General features: G+C 69.5%; 15 protein-coding genes. 8 read left to right on the top strand and 7 right to left on the bottom strand.

Going from position 1 to position 15927, the window contains the following annotated elements; all coding sequences use genetic code 11:
• Positions 1 to 16 precede the first annotated feature (16 nt).
• Positions 17 to 3163: an efflux RND transporter permease subunit gene (locus tag HUA75_RS23230; protein WP_174487656.1), complete on the top strand. Its 3147-nt coding sequence runs from the start codon at positions 17 to 19 to the stop codon at positions 3161 to 3163.
• A gap of 27 nt (positions 3164 to 3190) precedes the next feature.
• On the opposite strand, the gene HUA75_RS47965 is transcribed toward HUA75_RS23230, so the two are convergent.
• Complete coding sequence (locus HUA75_RS47965) at positions 3191 to 4021, bottom strand: helix-turn-helix transcriptional regulator (protein WP_174456446.1); 831 nt, start codon at positions 4019 to 4021, stop codon at positions 3191 to 3193.
• A 90-nt stretch (positions 4022 to 4111) separates the two neighbouring features.
• Here HUA75_RS47965 and HUA75_RS23220 point away from each other — a divergent pair, with 90 nt between their 5' ends.
• Positions 4112 to 4630, top strand: a complete 519-nt coding sequence (locus HUA75_RS23220) for a DUF3224 domain-containing protein (RefSeq protein ID WP_254627718.1) — start codon at positions 4112 to 4114, stop codon at positions 4628 to 4630.
• Between the two features lie 91 nt (positions 4631 to 4721).
• Here HUA75_RS23220 and HUA75_RS23215 read toward each other — a convergent pair whose 3' ends face one another.
• From HUA75_RS23215 to HUA75_RS23200, 4 genes are all read right to left on the bottom strand, one after another.
• Positions 4722 to 5321 carry a hypothetical protein gene (locus HUA75_RS23215; RefSeq protein WP_174487655.1) on the bottom strand — a complete coding sequence of 200 codons (600 nt, stop codon included), beginning with the start codon at positions 5319 to 5321 and terminating at the stop codon, positions 4722 to 4724.
• Between the two features lie 90 nt (positions 5322 to 5411).
• Entirely contained in the window at positions 5412 to 7871 is a 2460-nt protein-coding gene (locus tag HUA75_RS23210; protein WP_174487654.1) for an ABC transporter permease, read from the bottom strand.
• Positions 7872 to 8060: 189 nt separating this feature from the next.
• Positions 8061 to 8936 (bottom strand): NAD(P)-dependent oxidoreductase, encoded by an 876-nt coding sequence (locus tag HUA75_RS23205; RefSeq protein WP_174487653.1) that lies wholly within the window; start codon positions 8934 to 8936, stop codon positions 8061 to 8063.
• Positions 8937 to 8959: 23 nt separating this feature from the next.
• The gene (locus HUA75_RS23200; protein ID WP_174487652.1) at positions 8960 to 9706 is read right to left on the bottom strand and encodes an SDR family oxidoreductase; all 747 of its coding nucleotides are present in this window, start codon (positions 9704 to 9706) and stop codon (positions 8960 to 8962) included.
• Between the two features lie 217 nt (positions 9707 to 9923).
• Between HUA75_RS23200 and HUA75_RS23195 the strand changes: the two genes are divergently transcribed.
• The 4 genes from HUA75_RS23195 (at position 9924) to HUA75_RS23180 (ending at position 12038) form a co-directional block, all read left to right on the top strand.
• Positions 9924 to 10688 carry an AraC family transcriptional regulator gene (locus tag HUA75_RS23195; protein ID WP_254627717.1) on the top strand — a complete coding sequence of 255 codons (765 nt, stop codon included), beginning with the start codon at positions 9924 to 9926 and terminating at the stop codon, positions 10686 to 10688.
• 47 nt (positions 10689 to 10735) lie between these two features.
• Positions 10736 to 10972 carry a hypothetical protein gene (locus tag HUA75_RS23190; protein ID WP_174456439.1) on the top strand — a complete coding sequence of 79 codons (237 nt, stop codon included), beginning with the start codon at positions 10736 to 10738 and terminating at the stop codon, positions 10970 to 10972.
• Positions 10973 to 11039: 67 nt separating this feature from the next.
• Positions 11040 to 11477, top strand: coding sequence for a GFA family protein (locus HUA75_RS23185; protein ID WP_141643918.1), 438 nt, complete (start codon positions 11040 to 11042; stop codon positions 11475 to 11477).
• A gap of 21 nt (positions 11478 to 11498) precedes the next feature.
• Positions 11499 to 12038 (top strand): hypothetical protein, encoded by a 540-nt coding sequence (locus HUA75_RS23180; RefSeq protein ID WP_141643919.1) that lies wholly within the window; start codon positions 11499 to 11501, stop codon positions 12036 to 12038.
• A gap of 19 nt (positions 12039 to 12057) precedes the next feature.
• Here the strand turns inward: HUA75_RS23180 and HUA75_RS23175 are convergent, their stop codons facing one another.
• Entirely contained in the window at positions 12058 to 12687 is a 630-nt protein-coding gene (locus HUA75_RS23175) for a TetR/AcrR family transcriptional regulator C-terminal domain-containing protein (RefSeq protein ID WP_174487650.1), read from the bottom strand.
• 68 nt (positions 12688 to 12755) lie between these two features.
• Between HUA75_RS23175 and HUA75_RS23170 the strand changes: the two genes are divergently transcribed.
• Together HUA75_RS23170 and HUA75_RS23165 are read left to right on the top strand one after the other, a co-directional pair.
• Complete coding sequence (locus HUA75_RS23170; RefSeq protein ID WP_174456436.1) at positions 12756 to 13361, top strand: peroxiredoxin-like family protein; 606 nt, start codon at positions 12756 to 12758, stop codon at positions 13359 to 13361.
• Between the two features lie 124 nt (positions 13362 to 13485).
• Positions 13486 to 15321 (top strand): M4 family metallopeptidase, encoded by a 1836-nt coding sequence (locus tag HUA75_RS23165; protein ID WP_174487649.1) that lies wholly within the window; start codon positions 13486 to 13488, stop codon positions 15319 to 15321.
• Positions 15322 to 15330: 9 nt separating this feature from the next.
• Here HUA75_RS23165 and soxR read toward each other — a convergent pair whose 3' ends face one another.
• Positions 15331 to 15798, bottom strand: a complete 468-nt coding sequence (gene soxR, locus HUA75_RS23160) for a redox-sensitive transcriptional activator SoxR (protein ID WP_141643923.1) — start codon at positions 15796 to 15798, stop codon at positions 15331 to 15333.
• Between the last annotated feature and the right edge of the window lie 129 nt (positions 15799 to 15927).

Below are 15927 nucleotides of genomic sequence, written 5' to 3'. Positions count from 1 at the left end.
CTCAGGCACGACACCGATGAATCGCCTCATTCGCTGGTCCATCGACAACCGGTTGTTGGTGGTGGCCGCCTCCGTGCTGCTGCTGGTGCTGGGCTTCCAGGTTGCCCGAAGCATGCCCGTGGACGTCTTCCCCGACCTCACCGCGCCCACCGTCACCGTGCTCGCCGAGGCCCATGGATTGGCGCCCGAGGAGGTGGAGACGCTCGTCACGTTCCCCATCGAGACGGCCGTCAACGGGGCCACGGGCGTGCGCAGGGTCCGCTCGGCGTCGGGCGTGGGCATCTCCATCGTCTGGGTGGAGTTCGAGTGGGGCACGGACATCCACACCGCGCGCCAGGTGGTGAACGAGAAGCTCCAGCTTGTCGCCGCGCAGCTGCCGGCGGACGTGCCTCCACCTTCCATGGCGCCCATCTCCTCCGTCATGGGAGAGATTCTCTTCCTCTCCGTCTCCTGGAAGCCGGAGGCCCTGGCGAAGGAGGCGGCGGGCCGTGAGGCGCAGATGATGGAGGCGCGCGGCGCGGCGGACTGGGTCTTGCGCAAACGCCTGCTCTCGGTCCCGGGTGTCTCGCAGGTGGTGCCCATCGGCGGGTCGGTGAAGCAATACCAGGTGCTCTTGCGTCCGGAGTCCCTGCAGGCGTTGGGGGTGTCCTTCGAGCAGGTGGCCCACGCCCTGCGCACCACGAACCAGAACGCTTCCGGCGGGTTCTACGTACAAGGCGGACAGGAGTACCTGCTGCGCGCCGTGGGGCGGGCCCGAGGGGTGGAGGACCTCGCGGGCACTGTCGTCAAGGTGCGAGGCGGCGTTCCCGTCACCGTGGGGCAGGTGGCGGATGTGCGGGTGGGGCCTCGAATCAAGCGCGGCGAGGGCAGCGCCAACGCGGAGCCCGCTGTCATTCTCGCGGTGATGAAGCAGCCGGACGCCAACACGCTCGCGCTGACCGAGCGGCTGGATGCGGTGCTGGACGAGGTGCAGGCGACGCTGCCGCGAGGAATGGTGGTGGGACGCAACATCTTCCGGCAGTCGGATTTCATCTCCGTGGCGGTGCGCAACGTGTCGGTGGCCCTGCGGGATGGCGCCATCCTCGTCGCGGTCATCCTGCTCGTCTTCCTCATGAACGCGCGGGCGACGTTCATCTCACTGACCGCCATTCCCCTGTCGCTGGTCGCGGCGGTGCTGGCGCTCAAGGCGCTGGGAGTGACGCTCAACACCATGACGATTGGCGGACTCACCATCGCCATCGGCGCGCTGGTGGATGACGCCGTCATCGACGTGGAGAACGTCTTCCGGCGTCTGCGGGAGAACGAGCACCTGCCGGAGGACCAGCGGCGGCCCGCGCTGGAGGTCATCTACCGGGCCTCCATCGAGGTCCGTCATGCCATCGTCTTCGCCACGTTGATCATCATCCTCGTCTTCCTGCCACTCTTCTTCCTGTCGGGGCTGGAGGGGAGGATGTTGGCGCCACTGGGGCTGGCGTACATCGTGGCCATCGCCGCGTCGCTGGTGGTGGCGGTGACACTCACGCCTGCCCTGTGCGCGTACCTGTTGCCGAAGGCCAGGGCGCTGGGCGCGGAAGAAGGGCCCGTCCTGCGCTGGCTCAAGGCGCGCTACCGGCCGCTGCTCCTGTGGGCGCTCGCGAGACCCCGGGCCATCCTGGCCGGAGCGGGGTTGGCGCTGGTGGCCACGCTCGCCGTCGTGCCGTTCCTCGGGCGCTCGTTCCTGCCGGAGTTCAACGAGGGCACGCTCACGCTCAACGCCGTCACGCTGCCGGGCACGTCGCTGGAAGAGAGCGACCGACTGGGCCGGCGGGTGGAGGAGGTGCTGCTGTCCTTCCCGGAGGTCGTCTCCACCTCCCGGCGCACCGGTCGGGCGGAGCTGGATGAGCACGCGCAGGACGTCAACGCGGCGGAGGTGGATGTGGGGCTGGACCTCTCCCGGGGCACGCGGAGCAAGGAACAGCTCCTGGAGGCCTTGCGCAAGGCGCTGACGCAGGTGCCCGGAGTCATCATCACCATCGGTCAGCCGCTCAGCCACCGCATCGACCACATGCTCTCCGGCACGCGGGCCAACATCGCGTTGAAGTTGTATGGCGACGACCTGGACCGGCTGCGCACGCTGGCCGAGCAGGTGAAGGAGGTCGCGGAGGCCACACCGGGCGCGGTGGATGTGGCCATCGAGCAGCAGGTGGACATTCCCCAGATTGGCATCCGCGCGGACAGGGACGCGGTGGCACGCTACGGACTCACTTCAGGCGAGGTGGCTGAAGCGGTGGAGCGTGCCTTCGCTGGAGAGACGGTGGGCACCGTGCTGGAAGGCCAGCGCGTGGTGGACATCGCCGTGCGCCTGGATGACGCCTCCCGAGAGGACCTGGATGCCATCGCCGCGACACCCATCGACACGCCCACGGGCCACCGCATCCCGCTGAAGATGTTGGCGAGCCTCGCGCGCGAAACGGGCCCCAACACCATCAGTCGCGAGGGTGTGCAGCGCAAGATGGTGGTGCAGGCCAACGTGGCGGGACGCGACCTGTCCACGGTGGTGGAGGAACTGCGCGCTCGCATCAACCGCGAGGTGCCCATGCCCACGGGCTACTACGTGGATTACGGTGGGCAGTTCGAGAGCGCCGAGGCGGCCACGCGAACCATCGGCTGGCTGAGCGTGGGCGTCGTGGTTGGCGTCTTCCTGCTGTTGGTGGTGGCCTTCGGCTCCGTGCGCAACTCGCTGCTCACGCTCATCAATCTGCCGCTGGCGCTCATTGGCGGGGTGGTGGCGGTGGCGCTCACCTCCGGCGTGGTGAGCGTGGCCTCGCTGGTGGGCTTCATCACGTTGTTCGGCATCGCCACTCGCAACGGCATCCTCATGGTGAGCCACTATGAGCACCTGATGACCGAGGAGCGAAAGGGGCTCGCGGAAGCCGTGGTGCAGGGCTCGCTGGAGCGACTGGCGCCCGTGCTGATGACGGCGCTTTGCGCGGGGCTGGCGCTGGTGCCACTCGTCATCGCGGGGGACGAGGCGGGCAATGAGATACAGGCCCCCATGGGGGTGGTCATCCTCGGGGGCCTTCTGTCCTCCACGTTCCTCAACATGCTGGTGGTGCCGGTGCTCTTCCGCCGCTTCGGGCGCGTGCCCTCACCCAGCGAGCCGATGGAACCCGTGAAGCCCTGAGCTGTCCTGGAGGGGGTTGACGCGCGCCTATCGCGAGGCGCGCTTCCCACGTGCGGCGGCGGCCTGCGCGGCGTACTGCCCGGGCGCGCGTCCCACGAGCGCCTTGAAGTCCCGGATGAAGTGGGACTGGTCGAAGTAGCCGAGCTGGAGCGCGAGGCTCGCCATGTCGGGCGCGTCCGCTCGCGCGAGCTGCTCGGCGGCTTCGTGCAGGCGATAGCGCTGGATGACCCACTTGGGGCTCACGCCCACGGCCGCGCTGAAGCGCCGCTGGAGGTTGCGCGGCTCCAGCCCCGCGAGCGCCGCCACCTGCTCCATCCGCGTGAGGGACGCGTCCACGGCGAGCCGCTCCACCAGGTCGCGCATCCGCGCAATCGGCTCGGGCATGGCGGGCATTCGAGGCCGCAGGAAGTCCTCGGCCAGCACCATGCACCGCCGCACGTCCGGCTCCGCGAGGATGGCGTCCTTGAGCGCGATGCTCTCCTGGCCGAACACGGAGCGCAGGCTCACCGTCCGGTCCGTGAGGCGCGACAGCGGGGCCTTGAGCCAGGGCTGGAAGGCGGCGGGACGGAACTTGATGCCGAACACGCGCGATTGTCCCTGGAGCCTGCGGTGGAACCGGCGTGACTGCACGCCCGCGATGCGCGCCTGTCCCCGCTCGAACACCAGGTGCACGCAGGGGTGGGGCAGGGTCTCCGCCAGCAGGGGCGGCTCGCCGCGCAAATCCCAGCGCACCGTCCAGAAGTGCTGGATGAACGCTTCCAGGTCAGCGGAGGGAGCGAAGCGCTCGTGCGCAATCCTGCCCTCGGGGGCGGGGCGCTGAAGGACGCCACGGGGCGCGTCGATGCGAGGGCGGCTCACCGGCGGGCATTCTGTCGGCGTGTCGCGTTTTTGCAATCGGCGCGGAACAGGCACCTGTATCTGGTGGGCCACTCGATGAGGGGCCAGCGCATGATGAAGCCCGGGATGATGATGTTGTTGGCGTGGGCGCTCGGCGCCGTGCTCGCACAGGGATGCGCGGGCAGTCAGGCGACGGTTCCCCCACGGACAGGGAGCGAGACGAACATGACGAAGCGTGTACAAGGGCCTTTTGACGTCAAGGTGAAGCCCATGGCCCCGGATGAGGGCTCGGCGGCATCGCCCATCGGACGGCTGTCCATCGACAAGCGGTACCACGGCGAGCTGGAGGGCACGGGGGTGGGGCAGATGCTCGCGACGATGGATGACGGCAAGTCGGGCGCCTATGTCGCGATGGAGCGCGTCACCGGAAGCCTCCAGGGGCGCAAGGGCAGCTTCTCCATCCATCACACCGGGCGCATGACGCGCGGCGCGTCCGAGCTCACCATCCTCGTCGTCCCCGACTCTGGAACGGACGAACTCGAGGGGCTCTCCGGCTCGATGCAGATTCAAATCGACGACAAGGGCGCCCACAGCTACGTGTTCGAGTACACGCTCCCTGAATCGCCGTGAGCGTCCCACCTGGAGCCGGGCATTCCGGCTCCCCGGCTCCCCGGCTCCCCGGCTCCGGTGAAAGGCGCCAGGCCCGAGGCGCTCGGTCCGCTCAGCGCAGGACGGAGCGCCCCGCCTTCAGCTCCTGATGGAGCGACTCGCCGAGGACGAGCTGTCCGTCCTCGCTGAGGACGTGGCTTTGGAGCACCGTCTCGAAACCGCCAATGACGGCCTCCGGCTTCACCTCCCGCCACGTCTCGTCGTCGGAGATGAGCGCGCCCACGTCGAGCGCGCCGAACTCCACCTGGTGGCCATCCTCGATGAACACCTTCGCGCTGAGCTTCCCGCTCACGCCCAGCGTGTCCATGTCGAACGAGTTGGCGTAGAGCACGTTCTGCACCTCGAGGTTGCCCGTCACCCGCACCTCCGAGCCGCAGACCATGTCCCGCGCGCGCAGGTTCCCCATGACGTAGAGCTTGGAGAAGTCGTCCTCGTTGTAGAACTGGTCCGCGAGGCAGCCCGTCACGGTCAGGTTCCCCACGACGATGATGACGTCATTGGGCTCCAGCTCGAAGTCACCCTCGTGCGTGAGGTCCCCCTGGCGCAGCGCGAACTGGAGGTGCTCGTCGTCTTCGCTGAAAGGCGTCTCGAGGAGGCTCTCGAGAATCATGTTCGCGCGGGCGCTGTCGATGGGGTCGAAGGAGTCAGCCATGCGAGGCACTCTAACGAGCGCCCCCAGGGCCTCAAGCACCGCGGGCCTCCTCGTCCTCCGGGGCCCGGGCGAATGCTGGAGATTCAGCGCTTACTCGCTTCGCAGGGCCACTTGCGGATCCACCCGGGTGGCCCGGTGCGCGGGCAGCCAGGTGGCCAGCAGGGCCACGACGGCCACCAGCAGCGACAGCGAGCCGAAGACGACGGGGTCCGTGGCGCTGACGCCGAACAGCAGGCTGGACAACACGCGCGTCAATCCCCAGGCGCCCACCAGTCCCAGCGCGACGCCTCCGAGCGCCAGCCGCAGGCCCTGGCTCAGCACCATGCGCAGCACGTCCGAGGGCCGCGCGCCCAGCGCCATGCGGATGCCAATCTCCCGCGTGCGCTGACGCGCCGTGTACGCCATGACGCCGGACAGGCCCACGCTGGCGAGCAGCAGCGACAGGACGGCGAACACCGCCACGAGCATGGACACGAAGCGAGGCCGCGCGGTGGACTCCGTCACGCGCTGCTCCATCGTCCGCGTCACGCCCACGGGCAGGTCCTTGTCCAGCGACGCCACGGCGGAGCGCACCGAGGCGGCCAGCGCCATGGGGTCGCCTTCCGTCCGCGCGACGAACGACATGAGGAACAGCGAGCGCTGGAGCGCGGGCAGATATGCCTCCGGTCGGGTCTCCTGGGTCGGCCCGTCGTACCGCACGTCACCCACCACGCCCACCACGGTGAGCCAGGGCGTGCTCGCATCCCCCACGCGCACGCGTTGCCCCACCGCGTCCGTCCCCGGGAAGTGGAGCCGCGCGGCCGTCTCGTTCAGCACCACCACTGGCTGTGACTCGCGGGTGTCGGTGCTCGTCACGTCCCGCCCCTGGCGCACGGGGATGCCCAGCGACTCGAAGTAGCCGGGCGTGACGACCTGGAAGCCCACGCTCGTGCGCTCCTCGGGAGTCGCGGGCGCGCGTCCCTCCACTTCCAGGTCGAACCAGATGTCGGCACCCCCCAGCGGGAGGTCCGTCACCGCGCCAGCGCTCCGGATGCCGGGAAGCATCGACACGTGCTCCACCACCTGCTGGAAGAAGGCGCCCTGTCGCGCCTCGTCCGGGTACTTCTCCTTCGGCAGCGCCAGGGTCCACGTGAGCGCGGACTCCTGGCGGAAGCCCGGGTCCACGTCCTGGAGTCGCCACAGGCTGCGCAGCAACAGTCCCGCGCCAATGAGCAGCACCACCGCCAGCGCCACCTCGCCCACGACGAGCGCCCCGCGCGAGCGACCGCCTCCCGCGAGCTTGCCGCCCGCCGCCTGTCGCAACACGCCATCGAGGTCCGGCCGCGACGCCTGGAGCGCGGGCAACAGGCCGAAGAGGATGCCGGTGCCCAGCGACATGCTCAGCGCGAAGGCCAGCACCCGGGCGTCCACGCGAACCTCGTCGAGCCGGGGCAGCTCCGCCGGTATCAGGCTCAGCAGGACGTCCATGCTCCACACGGCGACAATCAGCCCCAGCGCGCCCGCGAGCAGGCCCAGCAGCACGCTCTCCGTGAGGAGCTGCCGAATCATCCGCCCGCGCCCCGCGCCGAGCGCCGCGCGCACCGTCATCTCCTGTCGCCGCGCCGCCGCGCGCACCAGGAAGAGGTTGGCCACGTTCGCGCAGGCGATGGCCATCACGAGCCCCACCGCGGCCAGCAGCACCCACAGCACCGGCCGCACGTCGCCGAGAATCTGCTCGCGCAAGGGCACCAGGGTGATGCCGGAGTGGACGTTGCTCGCGGGGTACTCCTGCTCCAGTCGCTGGGCGATGGCGCCCATCACCGCGCTCGCGCGCTCCATCGTCACGCCGGGCTTCAGCCGCCCGAGCACGCGCAGGTACGTGGTGCTTCGGGACTGACTGAGGTCCAGCGTCCCATCCGAGCCGAGCTGCGGGATGTCGTGCGAGGGCGCGGGAATCCACAGCTCGGGCGCATCCGCGGGCGCGGAGGTCTTCGGTCCGATGTTGGGCAGGGTGAAGCGCTCCGGCATCACCCCGACGACCTGGTAGTCGCGGTCCTCGAGGCGCACGTCCCGGCCGATGATGCGCGGGTCCGCGCCGAAGCGGCGCTGCCACAGTCCGTGGCTCAGCACCACGACGTGGCGAGGCCCCGTCTCCTCGGCGACGGGTTGGAACGCGCTGCCCAGGGCCGCTCGCACGCCGAGCACCTGGAAGTAGTTGGCGGACACGCTGGCGCCGCGCAGGCGCTCGGGCGCTCCGTCCCCGGACAGGCTGACGCCGATGTGGGAGAACGCCGCGAGCTCCTCGAACACGTCGCCTTGTGCACGCCAGTCGAGGAAGTTGGCGGGCGCCACGGTCCACCGTGGCTGGCTCGGCAGCCGGGTCCAGGCCAGCACCAGCCGGTCCTGCTCGGGGAAGGGCAGGGGCGACAGCAGCACCGCGTTGACCACGCTGAAGATGGCGGTGTTGGCCGCGATGCTCAGCGCCAGCGTGAGCACCGCGACGACGGTGAACGCCCGGTGCTTGGCGAGCATCCTCACTGCGAGGCGAAGGTCTTGGGTGATGTCGGACAAGGCCCCTCCGGGGGCGAAGGCTGTGGCCCAGCCTCCGAAGCAAGGCTTGCGCCATCCCTCTACCAGGGCGTGTCGAGTGACGCCCCGGGGTTCTCTCGCTCCGGGCTGCCCGTCCCTGGGAAGTGGCTTCCCAATTTCGGAACGCCGCTCAGGGGCGGGAATACCCACCTCACGTGGTGAGCGCCCGGCTCAGCGCAGGAAGCGGGTGAGGACCGCGAAGTCGTCCTTCCCGTGTCCCGCCTTCAGGGCCGCCTGGATGAGCGCATCCATGGCCCGGGGGATGCCGTCGTGGATGCCGCGCTCCTTGCACAGGTCCAGCAGGTGCTGGAACGCGACGTTGTGGGTCTCCAGCGTCGCCAGGGTCTCCTCGTCGGCGCCCAGCGAGTCCCGCTGGACGCGGGCGAACACGTCCGCCACGGCGCCATCCACGACGGGGGCGAGGGCCTTGTCGAACGTCGCCAACGTCTCGAGCGGGAGCTTCTCCGCGCGGCAGATGGCCACGGCCTGCAGCACGCCGAACAGGGAACCCCACATGTGGACGAGCAGCGCGCTGTCGAGCGCGGATGCATGGCCCACGTTTTCGCCCACGTGCTGGGGGTTGCCTCCGAGCGCGAGCAGCGTGGGCCGGTGTTTCTCGAACAGCGCCGAGGGGCCCGCGTACAGGAGCGTTCCCTCGGGCTGGCCGATGAAGTCCGGCGTGCCCATGATGGCGCCGTCCAGGTAGTCGATGCCGTGCCGAGCCGCCCAGTCCGCCTGCTCGCGCGCGAGGGCAGGGGAGCCGGACGTCAACTGCACGAGCAGCTTGCCGCGCAGCGCCCGGGTCACCTCGTCCTGACGGAGCAGGTGGTCGCTGGTGTCGTAGTCATTCACGTTCACCACGACGATGTCGGCGGCGTGCACCGCGTCCCGCACGCTCTCCGCGATGCGAGCGCCCAGCGCGGCCAGGGGCTCACACCGGGCCCGCGTGCGATTCCAGACCGTCGTCACATGTCCACTTCGAAGAAACGCCTTGATGAGCGCGGAGCCCATGCGGCCCGCGCCGATGACACTGATGTTGGGCTTCATGTTCGTGTGTCTCCTGGGTCGAATCAGAACTGCGAGAGGCCGCCGTCGACGGGCAGCTCCGCGCCGGTGGTGAACGTCGCCTCGAAGCCGAGGAACAGCGCCGCGCGCGCCACTTCGTCGGCGGAGCCGATGCGCTTCATGGGCGTGATTTCCTCGCCCTCCTTCTCGAAGGCCGCCACCTCCTCGGGCGTGGCGCCGGTGACGCCCAACGTCGGCGTCCGAGTGAAGCCGGGGCTCAGCGCATTGACGCGGATGCCCCGGGGCAGAAGCTCCACGCCGAGCACGCGGACGAAGGCGCGGACCGCCGCCTTCGCGCCCGCGTAGGCGCTCATGCCCGGTGCACCCAGTTCGTCCGCCACGGAGGTGGTGAAGACGAACGCCCCGCCTTCGCGGACGTGAGGCGCCAGTCGCTGCGCGGCGAAGAACGCGCCCTTGGTGTTGATGCCGAAGGTCTCGTCGTACTCGGCCTCCGACACCTGGTCGAAGGGGCGCAGCTTCGAGTAACCCGCGTTGATGAGGACGAAGTCGACCGCGCCCAGCTTCTCCTTCACGAGCGAGGCCAGCGCGTCGATATCGCGCAGGCTCGCGGTGTCGGAGCGCACCACGTGCGCCCGGGGCCCCAGCTCCTTGCGTGCCGCGTCCAGGCCCTGCTCGTTGCGCCCGGTGAGCAGCACCTCCGCGCCCTCCGCGAGCAGCGCCTTCACCGTCGCGAGTCCGATGCCCGCCGTTCCCCCGGTCACCACTGCTTTCTTCCCTGAATACCTGCCCATGTGCATGACTCCGGACTGCCTGGTTGGAGGCGTGGCCGCGCGGCGAGCGCCACCGGACGGCCACCTCGTGTTGGATGTGGGAAAGGAATACCGACGGCCCCCGCGCGGGTCGCGCACGCGCGGATGATTCGGGAGCACGAAAAGCCGGTGGCCCCTATATTCGGGCGCCATGAGCGAGCACGCGCGACGAACTCCTCGAATCAGCCTCGGTGTCGAGATGCGCGTGACGGCCGTGGGTGACTTTCTGCACGCCGCCAGCGCGGACCACTTCATCAGCATCCATTCCGGCAACCCCGTCCGGGTGGCCTGTCACTCCAGCCGCATCCGCTCACTGCGCACGCGGGGCGACCTCAGCCTGATGCCCGCCGGCGTGTCAGACACCTGGGTGGAGGACGATGCGAGCACGGCGGTGGACCTGCGGCTGCCCCACTCGCTCTTGCGGATGGCCGCCGAGGACATGGGCCTGGACCCGGACCGGGTGGGGCTGGAATCGCGCCACCACTTCCGTGACGAGCAGATTGAGCACATCGCCTGGGCACTGGAGGCGGAGTCCCGCGCGGACTTCCCCAACGGGCTGCTCTACCGGGAGAGCCTGGGGCTGGCGCTCGCGGCGCGACTGCTGGCCCGGTACCGGACCCAGGCCGAGGCGCGCGGCGGGCTCCCCGCGTCCCAGCTCCAGCGAGTCACGGACTACGTGGAGGCGCACCTGGAGGAAGACCTCTCCCTCGCGAGCCTGTCGCGCGTGGCGGGTGTCAGCGCCTCGCACTTCAAGACGCTCTTCAAGCGCTCCACGGGACTGCCCGTCCACGAGTACGTGATTCAACGGAGGGTGGAGCGGGCCCGCACCCTGTTGCTGCGCGGGGAACTGCCCACGGGACAGGTCGCGCTGGAGGCGGGCTTCTCCCACCAGAGCCACATGTCCCGGTGCATGCGCCGGGTCCTGGGAGTGACACCGGGCGCCATCGTCCGCTCGCGCGCGTGATTCCACGTTGCCCGTGAGGTGAGGCGCGGCGTAGAGCCGGGTCCACCATGTCAGAGACGCCCACCACGCAACTGCTCGCCTTGTTCCAGGCGAACGACCTCCACTTCGACTCCGCCGAGGACGCCTGGGCGCGAGCCAGGGGGGCCAGCCAGGCCATGGTGACGGCCTGGCTGGAGCACCAGGGGCTGGGCTCCAAGGACAATCCGGGGCGTCAGAAGGCACAGGGGGAGTTGCTCGACCTCCTGCGTCAGGCCCGGCAGGCAGGGGGCCTCGCGGAAACCTGACATACACCTGTCACTGGCAGGGTTCATAACTCCCTCCATCAACACGCCGCACCGAGGAGAACCCACCATGAGCGAGACCGCCCCCCAGAAGTCCCCCACCTTCAAGAAGTACGTCGGCGGCTGTCACTGCGGCGCCGTGCGCTTCGAGGCCGAGTTCGACCTCGCGGAGCCGGTGAACCGCTGCAACTGCACCGTCTGCACCAAGGTGGGAACGACGACGACCTCCATGCCCCCCAGTGCCTTCCGCGTTCTCCAGGGTGAGAGCGAGACGGGCGAGTACCGGGTGGGTGACAGCCAGAACTACCGCCGCTTCTGCAAGCACTGCGGCATCCAGTGCTACGGCGGAGGCTTCGTCGAGGAGATGGGCGGCCACTTCCGCTCCATCAACCTGGGCTGCCTCGACGGCGTGGATGTCTCCAAGCTCACCGTCCAGTACTGGGATGGCCGCTACAACAACTGGGAGGCCGGCCCGAGCAACCAGCCGTGGCCGCTTCGCGCCGCCTGAGCCCGAAGTAGCGTGTCGCCCATGGGCGACTTCATCACCAGCGAGCGCGGGCCCGGGGCACCTGGCCTCCACGTCAGCAACGTCCGGCTGTCGGTGCTCTTCAACGTCCTGGCGGTCGCGGTGATGCCGCGCGCCCGGACGGACTGGGAGCTGCGGCTGGCCCGCTGGGTGGTGGAGGGCGACCAGTGCCGTCTGGGGCTGGGCATGGTGGGCTTCGACGTCTCGGAGCTCGGGTGGTCCGAGTCCGAGGACGTCTTCGCCACGCAGAAGCGCTTCCTCCTCGAACTCGTGGACGCGGCGCTGAACCGGGAGGGCTGGGAGCACCTGCCCTCCATCCCTGGCGCGGTGGAGGAGCGGCTGTTCCCCCTGCTGCGCCAGCTGCGCGAGATGGTGGAGCAGTTCCCCCGGGAAGGCCTCACCCCACCGCCTGAATACCGCTGGCCGGAGGGGCCCCCCGAGAACGGGCTGTGCGAACTGCACCGTGTCTACCTGCACGAGACGGGCTGCCTGCTCTGCAACGACGCCTCCTACGACGAACCCGCGCCGCATCGCTCGCCGTGACGCGAGCGCGAAGCCCGCGTCATCGGCGGGCCACCGCCTCCTCGAGTCCACGCAGGATGACCTCCAGGCTGCGTCGGAACTCCTCTTCCGGTGTGATGCGCCGCGCGCGCTGCGCGGTCTCCCGGAGGAGCGGATACGTGGCTGCATCCAGCTCCGCGAGCGCGGCCGTGCCGTCGCCGGAGAGCGAGCCCAGGTGCGACAGCTGGACGGCCCCGAACACGTAGCTCACCAGGGTGCGGAACGCGATGACCCGCGCCGCGCCGTCGAAGCCTCCCTCCGTCAGCAGACCCAAGAGTGCCTCACCCCACGCCAGCGTGCCCTCCGTGGAGTGGCGGCGCGTGAGCAGCAGGGGCGCGACGGCGGGATGTTGGACGACCGCCTCCCGCACGCGCGTCATCAGCCCCATCACCCGGGTCGTCCACCGCGCGCTCGACGACGGGGCGGGGAGCTCGATGTCGCGCATCACCGTGTCGACCACCAGCGACTCCAGCGCCTCGCGGCCCTCCACGTAGCGATACAGCGACATGGTGCCCATGCCGAGCGCGCTCGCCACGGAGCGCATGGTCAACGCGTCCAGCCCCTCCCGGTCGATGACGGTGAGCGCGGCGGAGGCGATGGCTGACGGAGTGAGCGAGCGGGGACGGGGCATTCGATTGACAGCGTAAGGGGCACCTTCTTAGTTTAGGAGTACAACGTACGCCTACGCTGGAGGAAGAGATGTCCGCGCGAACGGAAGGCCGGAAGTGGTCCGTGGGGGAGCGGTTCACCGCGAGGGAGCTGGAGACTGTTTCTGGGGGGACGGTCCGCATCCCCGAGCCGGGAATGACGGTGCACCTCCAGTTCCGGCGCTTCGCCGGGTGCCCCATCTGCCACCTGCACCTGCGCTCCTTCGCGCGACGCCACGAGGAGCTGAAGGCGGTGGGGGTGCGGGAAGTCGTCGTCTTCCACTCGAGCGCGGAGGAGCTGCGCACCTATGAGGGGGCCCTCCCGTTCGCTCTCGTGGGTGATCCTCGACGACGCCTCTATCGGGAGTACGGCGTGGAGGCCGCGCCCCGGGCGCTCCTGGACCCTCGGGTCTGGGGTGGGCTCCTCCGGGCGCTCATCAACGGCTTCGGGGACTTCTTCACCGGGCGGCATCCGGCCCCACCGGTGCTCCCCGCGGGAGGGCGGCTGGGGCTGCCCGCCGACTTCCTCATTGGAAGTGAGGGGGAAATACTGGCCGTGAAGTACGGCGAGCACGCGGACGACCAGTGGTCCGTGGACGAGCTGCTGGCCCAGGTCCGCCCCGCTCCCACGCGCCTCCAGCCCGTCCCAGTGCAGTGATTCCAAGGGGTTGGGTGCACCGACGGGAAGTGTGTGCGGTTTCCTCTTACGGAGACACAACCCGGGCTCGCAGGAATCGAGAATACCTACGCAAGCCGTACTTCAACCTCTGGGCACCCCCACCATGAAGATTCGCGCCGACCTCCCGAAGCTTCCCGTCACGCGTCCCGCTGACTCCCGGCCCGTCACCGCGGAGGTGAAGAACAAGGCCGTGGGCTTCGCCGAGGGCTCCACGTTCGAGGCGCCGGTGCGTCCCGCGCAGGTGAAGCCGGCCGCGCCGCTGGCCCCGCCGGTGAAGTCCGGTCCCGTGGCCCTGGACAGCGAGTCGAGCAAGGCCGCCATCCAGACGACGGTGGACTACCTCCAGAAGCAGGGCGCGCCCACTGTGTCGCAGCTGCTGGCCGGCAGGCCGGGCGTCAACGCCACGGACTTCGCGCCGCGCGCGGTGGAGCAGGACGACCTGGGCATGACGCACGTGCGCATGGACCGCAAGAGCGAGGGCGTCCCCGTCTTCGGTGAGCAGGTGGTCAGCCACCTGACGCGCGAGGGCAAGGTCGACAGCGTCACCGGCGACGTGTCCACCATCCCCGCGGGCCTGGGCAAGAGCCCCACGAAGCTGAGCGCGCAGGACGCGCTGTCCGTGGCCCAGAAGGAGTTCGGCGGCGCGACGGACCGCAAGCCCGTCTCCGAGCGCGTCATCTTCAAGGATGCCAGCGGCGAGTACCGCGCGGCGTACCACGTGGAGCTGAGCAACACGACGGACGTGGGCCCGGGCAAGGACCCGCGCCGCATGCACTACCTGGTCGACGCGAACACCGGCAAGGTGATGGAGCAGTACAACCAGATGGGCGGCGTGGGTCACCACGCGCACGGCGCGGACCCTGCGCACGCCCGACCCTCCCTCGCGGGCACCACCGAGCCGACGACGCCCACCGGGCCGTCGAAGGAGCCCACGGCGAGCAAGGCGGACGACACCACCCAGTACAGCGGCAAGGTGGAGATCGGCAGCACGAAGAACGCGGACGGCACGTTCACGCTGGAGGACACCTCGCGCGGCGGCGGTGTGCTGACGCGTGACGCGCTCAACCGCAACCCGGATGACCCGAGGCAGGACGGCGTCCACGCCCCCGTCACCGACGCCAACAACGTCTGGGGCGAGGCGACCGACTCCGCGCGCACCAAGGACGCGGTGGACGCGCAGTACGGCGCGCAGGCGACGTACGACTTCTACAAGGAAGTGCTCGGCCGCGACTCCATCGACGGCAAGGGCGAGAAGCTCATCTCCGACGTGCACGTGGGCAACGACTTCGCCAACGCCTTCTGGGATGGCGAGAAGATGAACTACGGCGATGGCGACGGCGACCAGTTCGGCTCGCTCACCACGCTGGACATCGCGGGCCACGAAATCACCCACGGTCTGACTGAGCGCACCGCGGGCCTCGAGTACCGCAACGAGTCGGGCGCCCTCAACGAGGCGTTCAGCGACATCATGGGCGTGGGCGTGGAGTGGCACGCGAGCCAGAAGAACGAGGCGGTCAAGTTCGACTGGACGGTGGGCGAGGACACGTTCACCCCGAACAACGGCGACCCCACCGACGGCCTGCGTGACTTGAGCAACCCGTCCAGCGACGGCATGTCGCCGGACCACTACTCCAAGCGCTACAAGGGCTCGCAGGACAACGGCGGCGTGCACATCAACTCGGGCATCGCCAACAACGCCTTCTTCCTGCTGTCCGAGGGCGGCAAGAACCGCACCTCCAACACCGAGGTGAAGGACGGCATCGGCATCGAGAAGGGCCTGAAGATCTACTCCCGCGCCCTGAGCTTCTACATGACGCCGCAGACCAACTTCGCCCAGGCGAAGGAGGCCACGCTCAAGGCGGCGCAGGACCTCTACGGCAAGGACTCCGTCGAGGCCGCGAAGGTGCTGGAGAGCTGGGCCGCGGTGGGCGTGAAGTAGCCGTCCGCTTCATCGCTCCTGGGTCGGTGGCTCGTGTTTCGGAGCCCTGACCCAGAAGCGTGGACCGGGCCCCTGTGCGGCGGCCCGGTCTCCTGGATTCACGTAGCGGCAGCGGTCCAATGAGAGACAGCCGCAGCCGATGCACCCTGTCAGCCCCGCCTTGAGCCGCTCGAGCTCGGCGATGCGCTCGTCGATGCGCTGACTCCACGTCCCGGACAGCCGAGCCCAGTCTTGTCGGCCTGGGACGGTGTCGACGGGCAGTCTGGCGAGCTCCCGGCCGACCTCTTCGAGGCTGAGCCCGACGCGCTGGGCGAAGACGATGAACGCCACGCGCCGGATGACGGGCCTGGCGAAGCGTCGGTGGCGCGCGGAGGTCCGCTCGGAGTGGATGAGGCCCCGCTCCTCGTAGAAGCGCAGCGCGGAGGTCGCGACGCCGGTTCGCCGGGACAGCTGTCCAATCGTGAGCGACTCGTCCATGCCTCGATATGCGCGCACTTCGCCTTGACTTCAAGTGCACTTGAAGTCGCAGATTTCCTGGCGTGCGGCGTTCGAGTCACGAGCGGGCAGGCGGGCGGGACATGGTGTCTCGCCGCCTGGCTCCGCCGT

It is taken from the genome of Myxococcus sp. CA040A, from assembly GCF_013336725.1.
In the GTDB taxonomy this organism is placed as follows: Bacteria; Myxococcota; Myxococcia; order Myxococcales; family Myxococcaceae; genus Myxococcus; species Myxococcus llanfairpwllgwyngyllgogerychwyrndrobwllllantysiliogogogochensis.
The sequence above is the reverse complement of the archived record's forward strand: the minus strand, read 5'-3'. Positions and strand labels throughout refer to the sequence as shown.

Bases quoted from the DNA above. Each gene is read 5' to 3' on its own strand.
- HUA75_RS23230 (WP_174487656.1), top strand. From the start codon at position 17: ATGAATCGCCTCATTCGCTGGTCCATCGACAACCGGTTGTTGGTGGTG.
- HUA75_RS23220 (WP_254627718.1), top strand. From the start codon at position 4,112: ATGATGAAGCCCGGGATGATGATGTTGTTGGCGTGGGCGCTCGGCGCC.
- HUA75_RS23215 (WP_174487655.1), bottom strand. From the start codon at position 5,321: ATGGCTGACTCCTTCGACCCCATCGACAGCGCCCGCGCGAACATGATT.
- HUA75_RS23205 (WP_174487653.1), bottom strand. From the start codon at position 8,936: ATGAAGCCCAACATCAGTGTCATCGGCGCGGGCCGCATGGGCTCCGCG.
- HUA75_RS23200 (WP_174487652.1), bottom strand. From the start codon at position 9,706: ATGGGCAGGTATTCAGGGAAGAAAGCAGTGGTGACCGGGGGAACGGCG.
- HUA75_RS23195 (WP_254627717.1), top strand. From the start codon at position 9,924: ATGCGCGTGACGGCCGTGGGTGACTTTCTGCACGCCGCCAGCGCGGAC.
- HUA75_RS23190 (WP_174456439.1), top strand. From the start codon at position 10,736: ATGTCAGAGACGCCCACCACGCAACTGCTCGCCTTGTTCCAGGCGAAC.
- HUA75_RS23185 (WP_141643918.1), top strand. From the start codon at position 11,040: ATGAGCGAGACCGCCCCCCAGAAGTCCCCCACCTTCAAGAAGTACGTC.
- HUA75_RS23180 (WP_141643919.1), top strand. From the start codon at position 11,499: ATGGGCGACTTCATCACCAGCGAGCGCGGGCCCGGGGCACCTGGCCTC.
- HUA75_RS23175 (WP_174487650.1), bottom strand. From the start codon at position 12,687: ATGCCCCGTCCCCGCTCGCTCACTCCGTCAGCCATCGCCTCCGCCGCG.
- HUA75_RS23170 (WP_174456436.1), top strand. From the start codon at position 12,756: ATGTCCGCGCGAACGGAAGGCCGGAAGTGGTCCGTGGGGGAGCGGTTC.
- HUA75_RS23165 (WP_174487649.1), top strand. From the start codon at position 13,486: ATGAAGATTCGCGCCGACCTCCCGAAGCTTCCCGTCACGCGTCCCGCT.
- soxR (WP_141643923.1), bottom strand. From the start codon at position 15,798: ATGGACGAGTCGCTCACGATTGGACAGCTGTCCCGGCGAACCGGCGTC.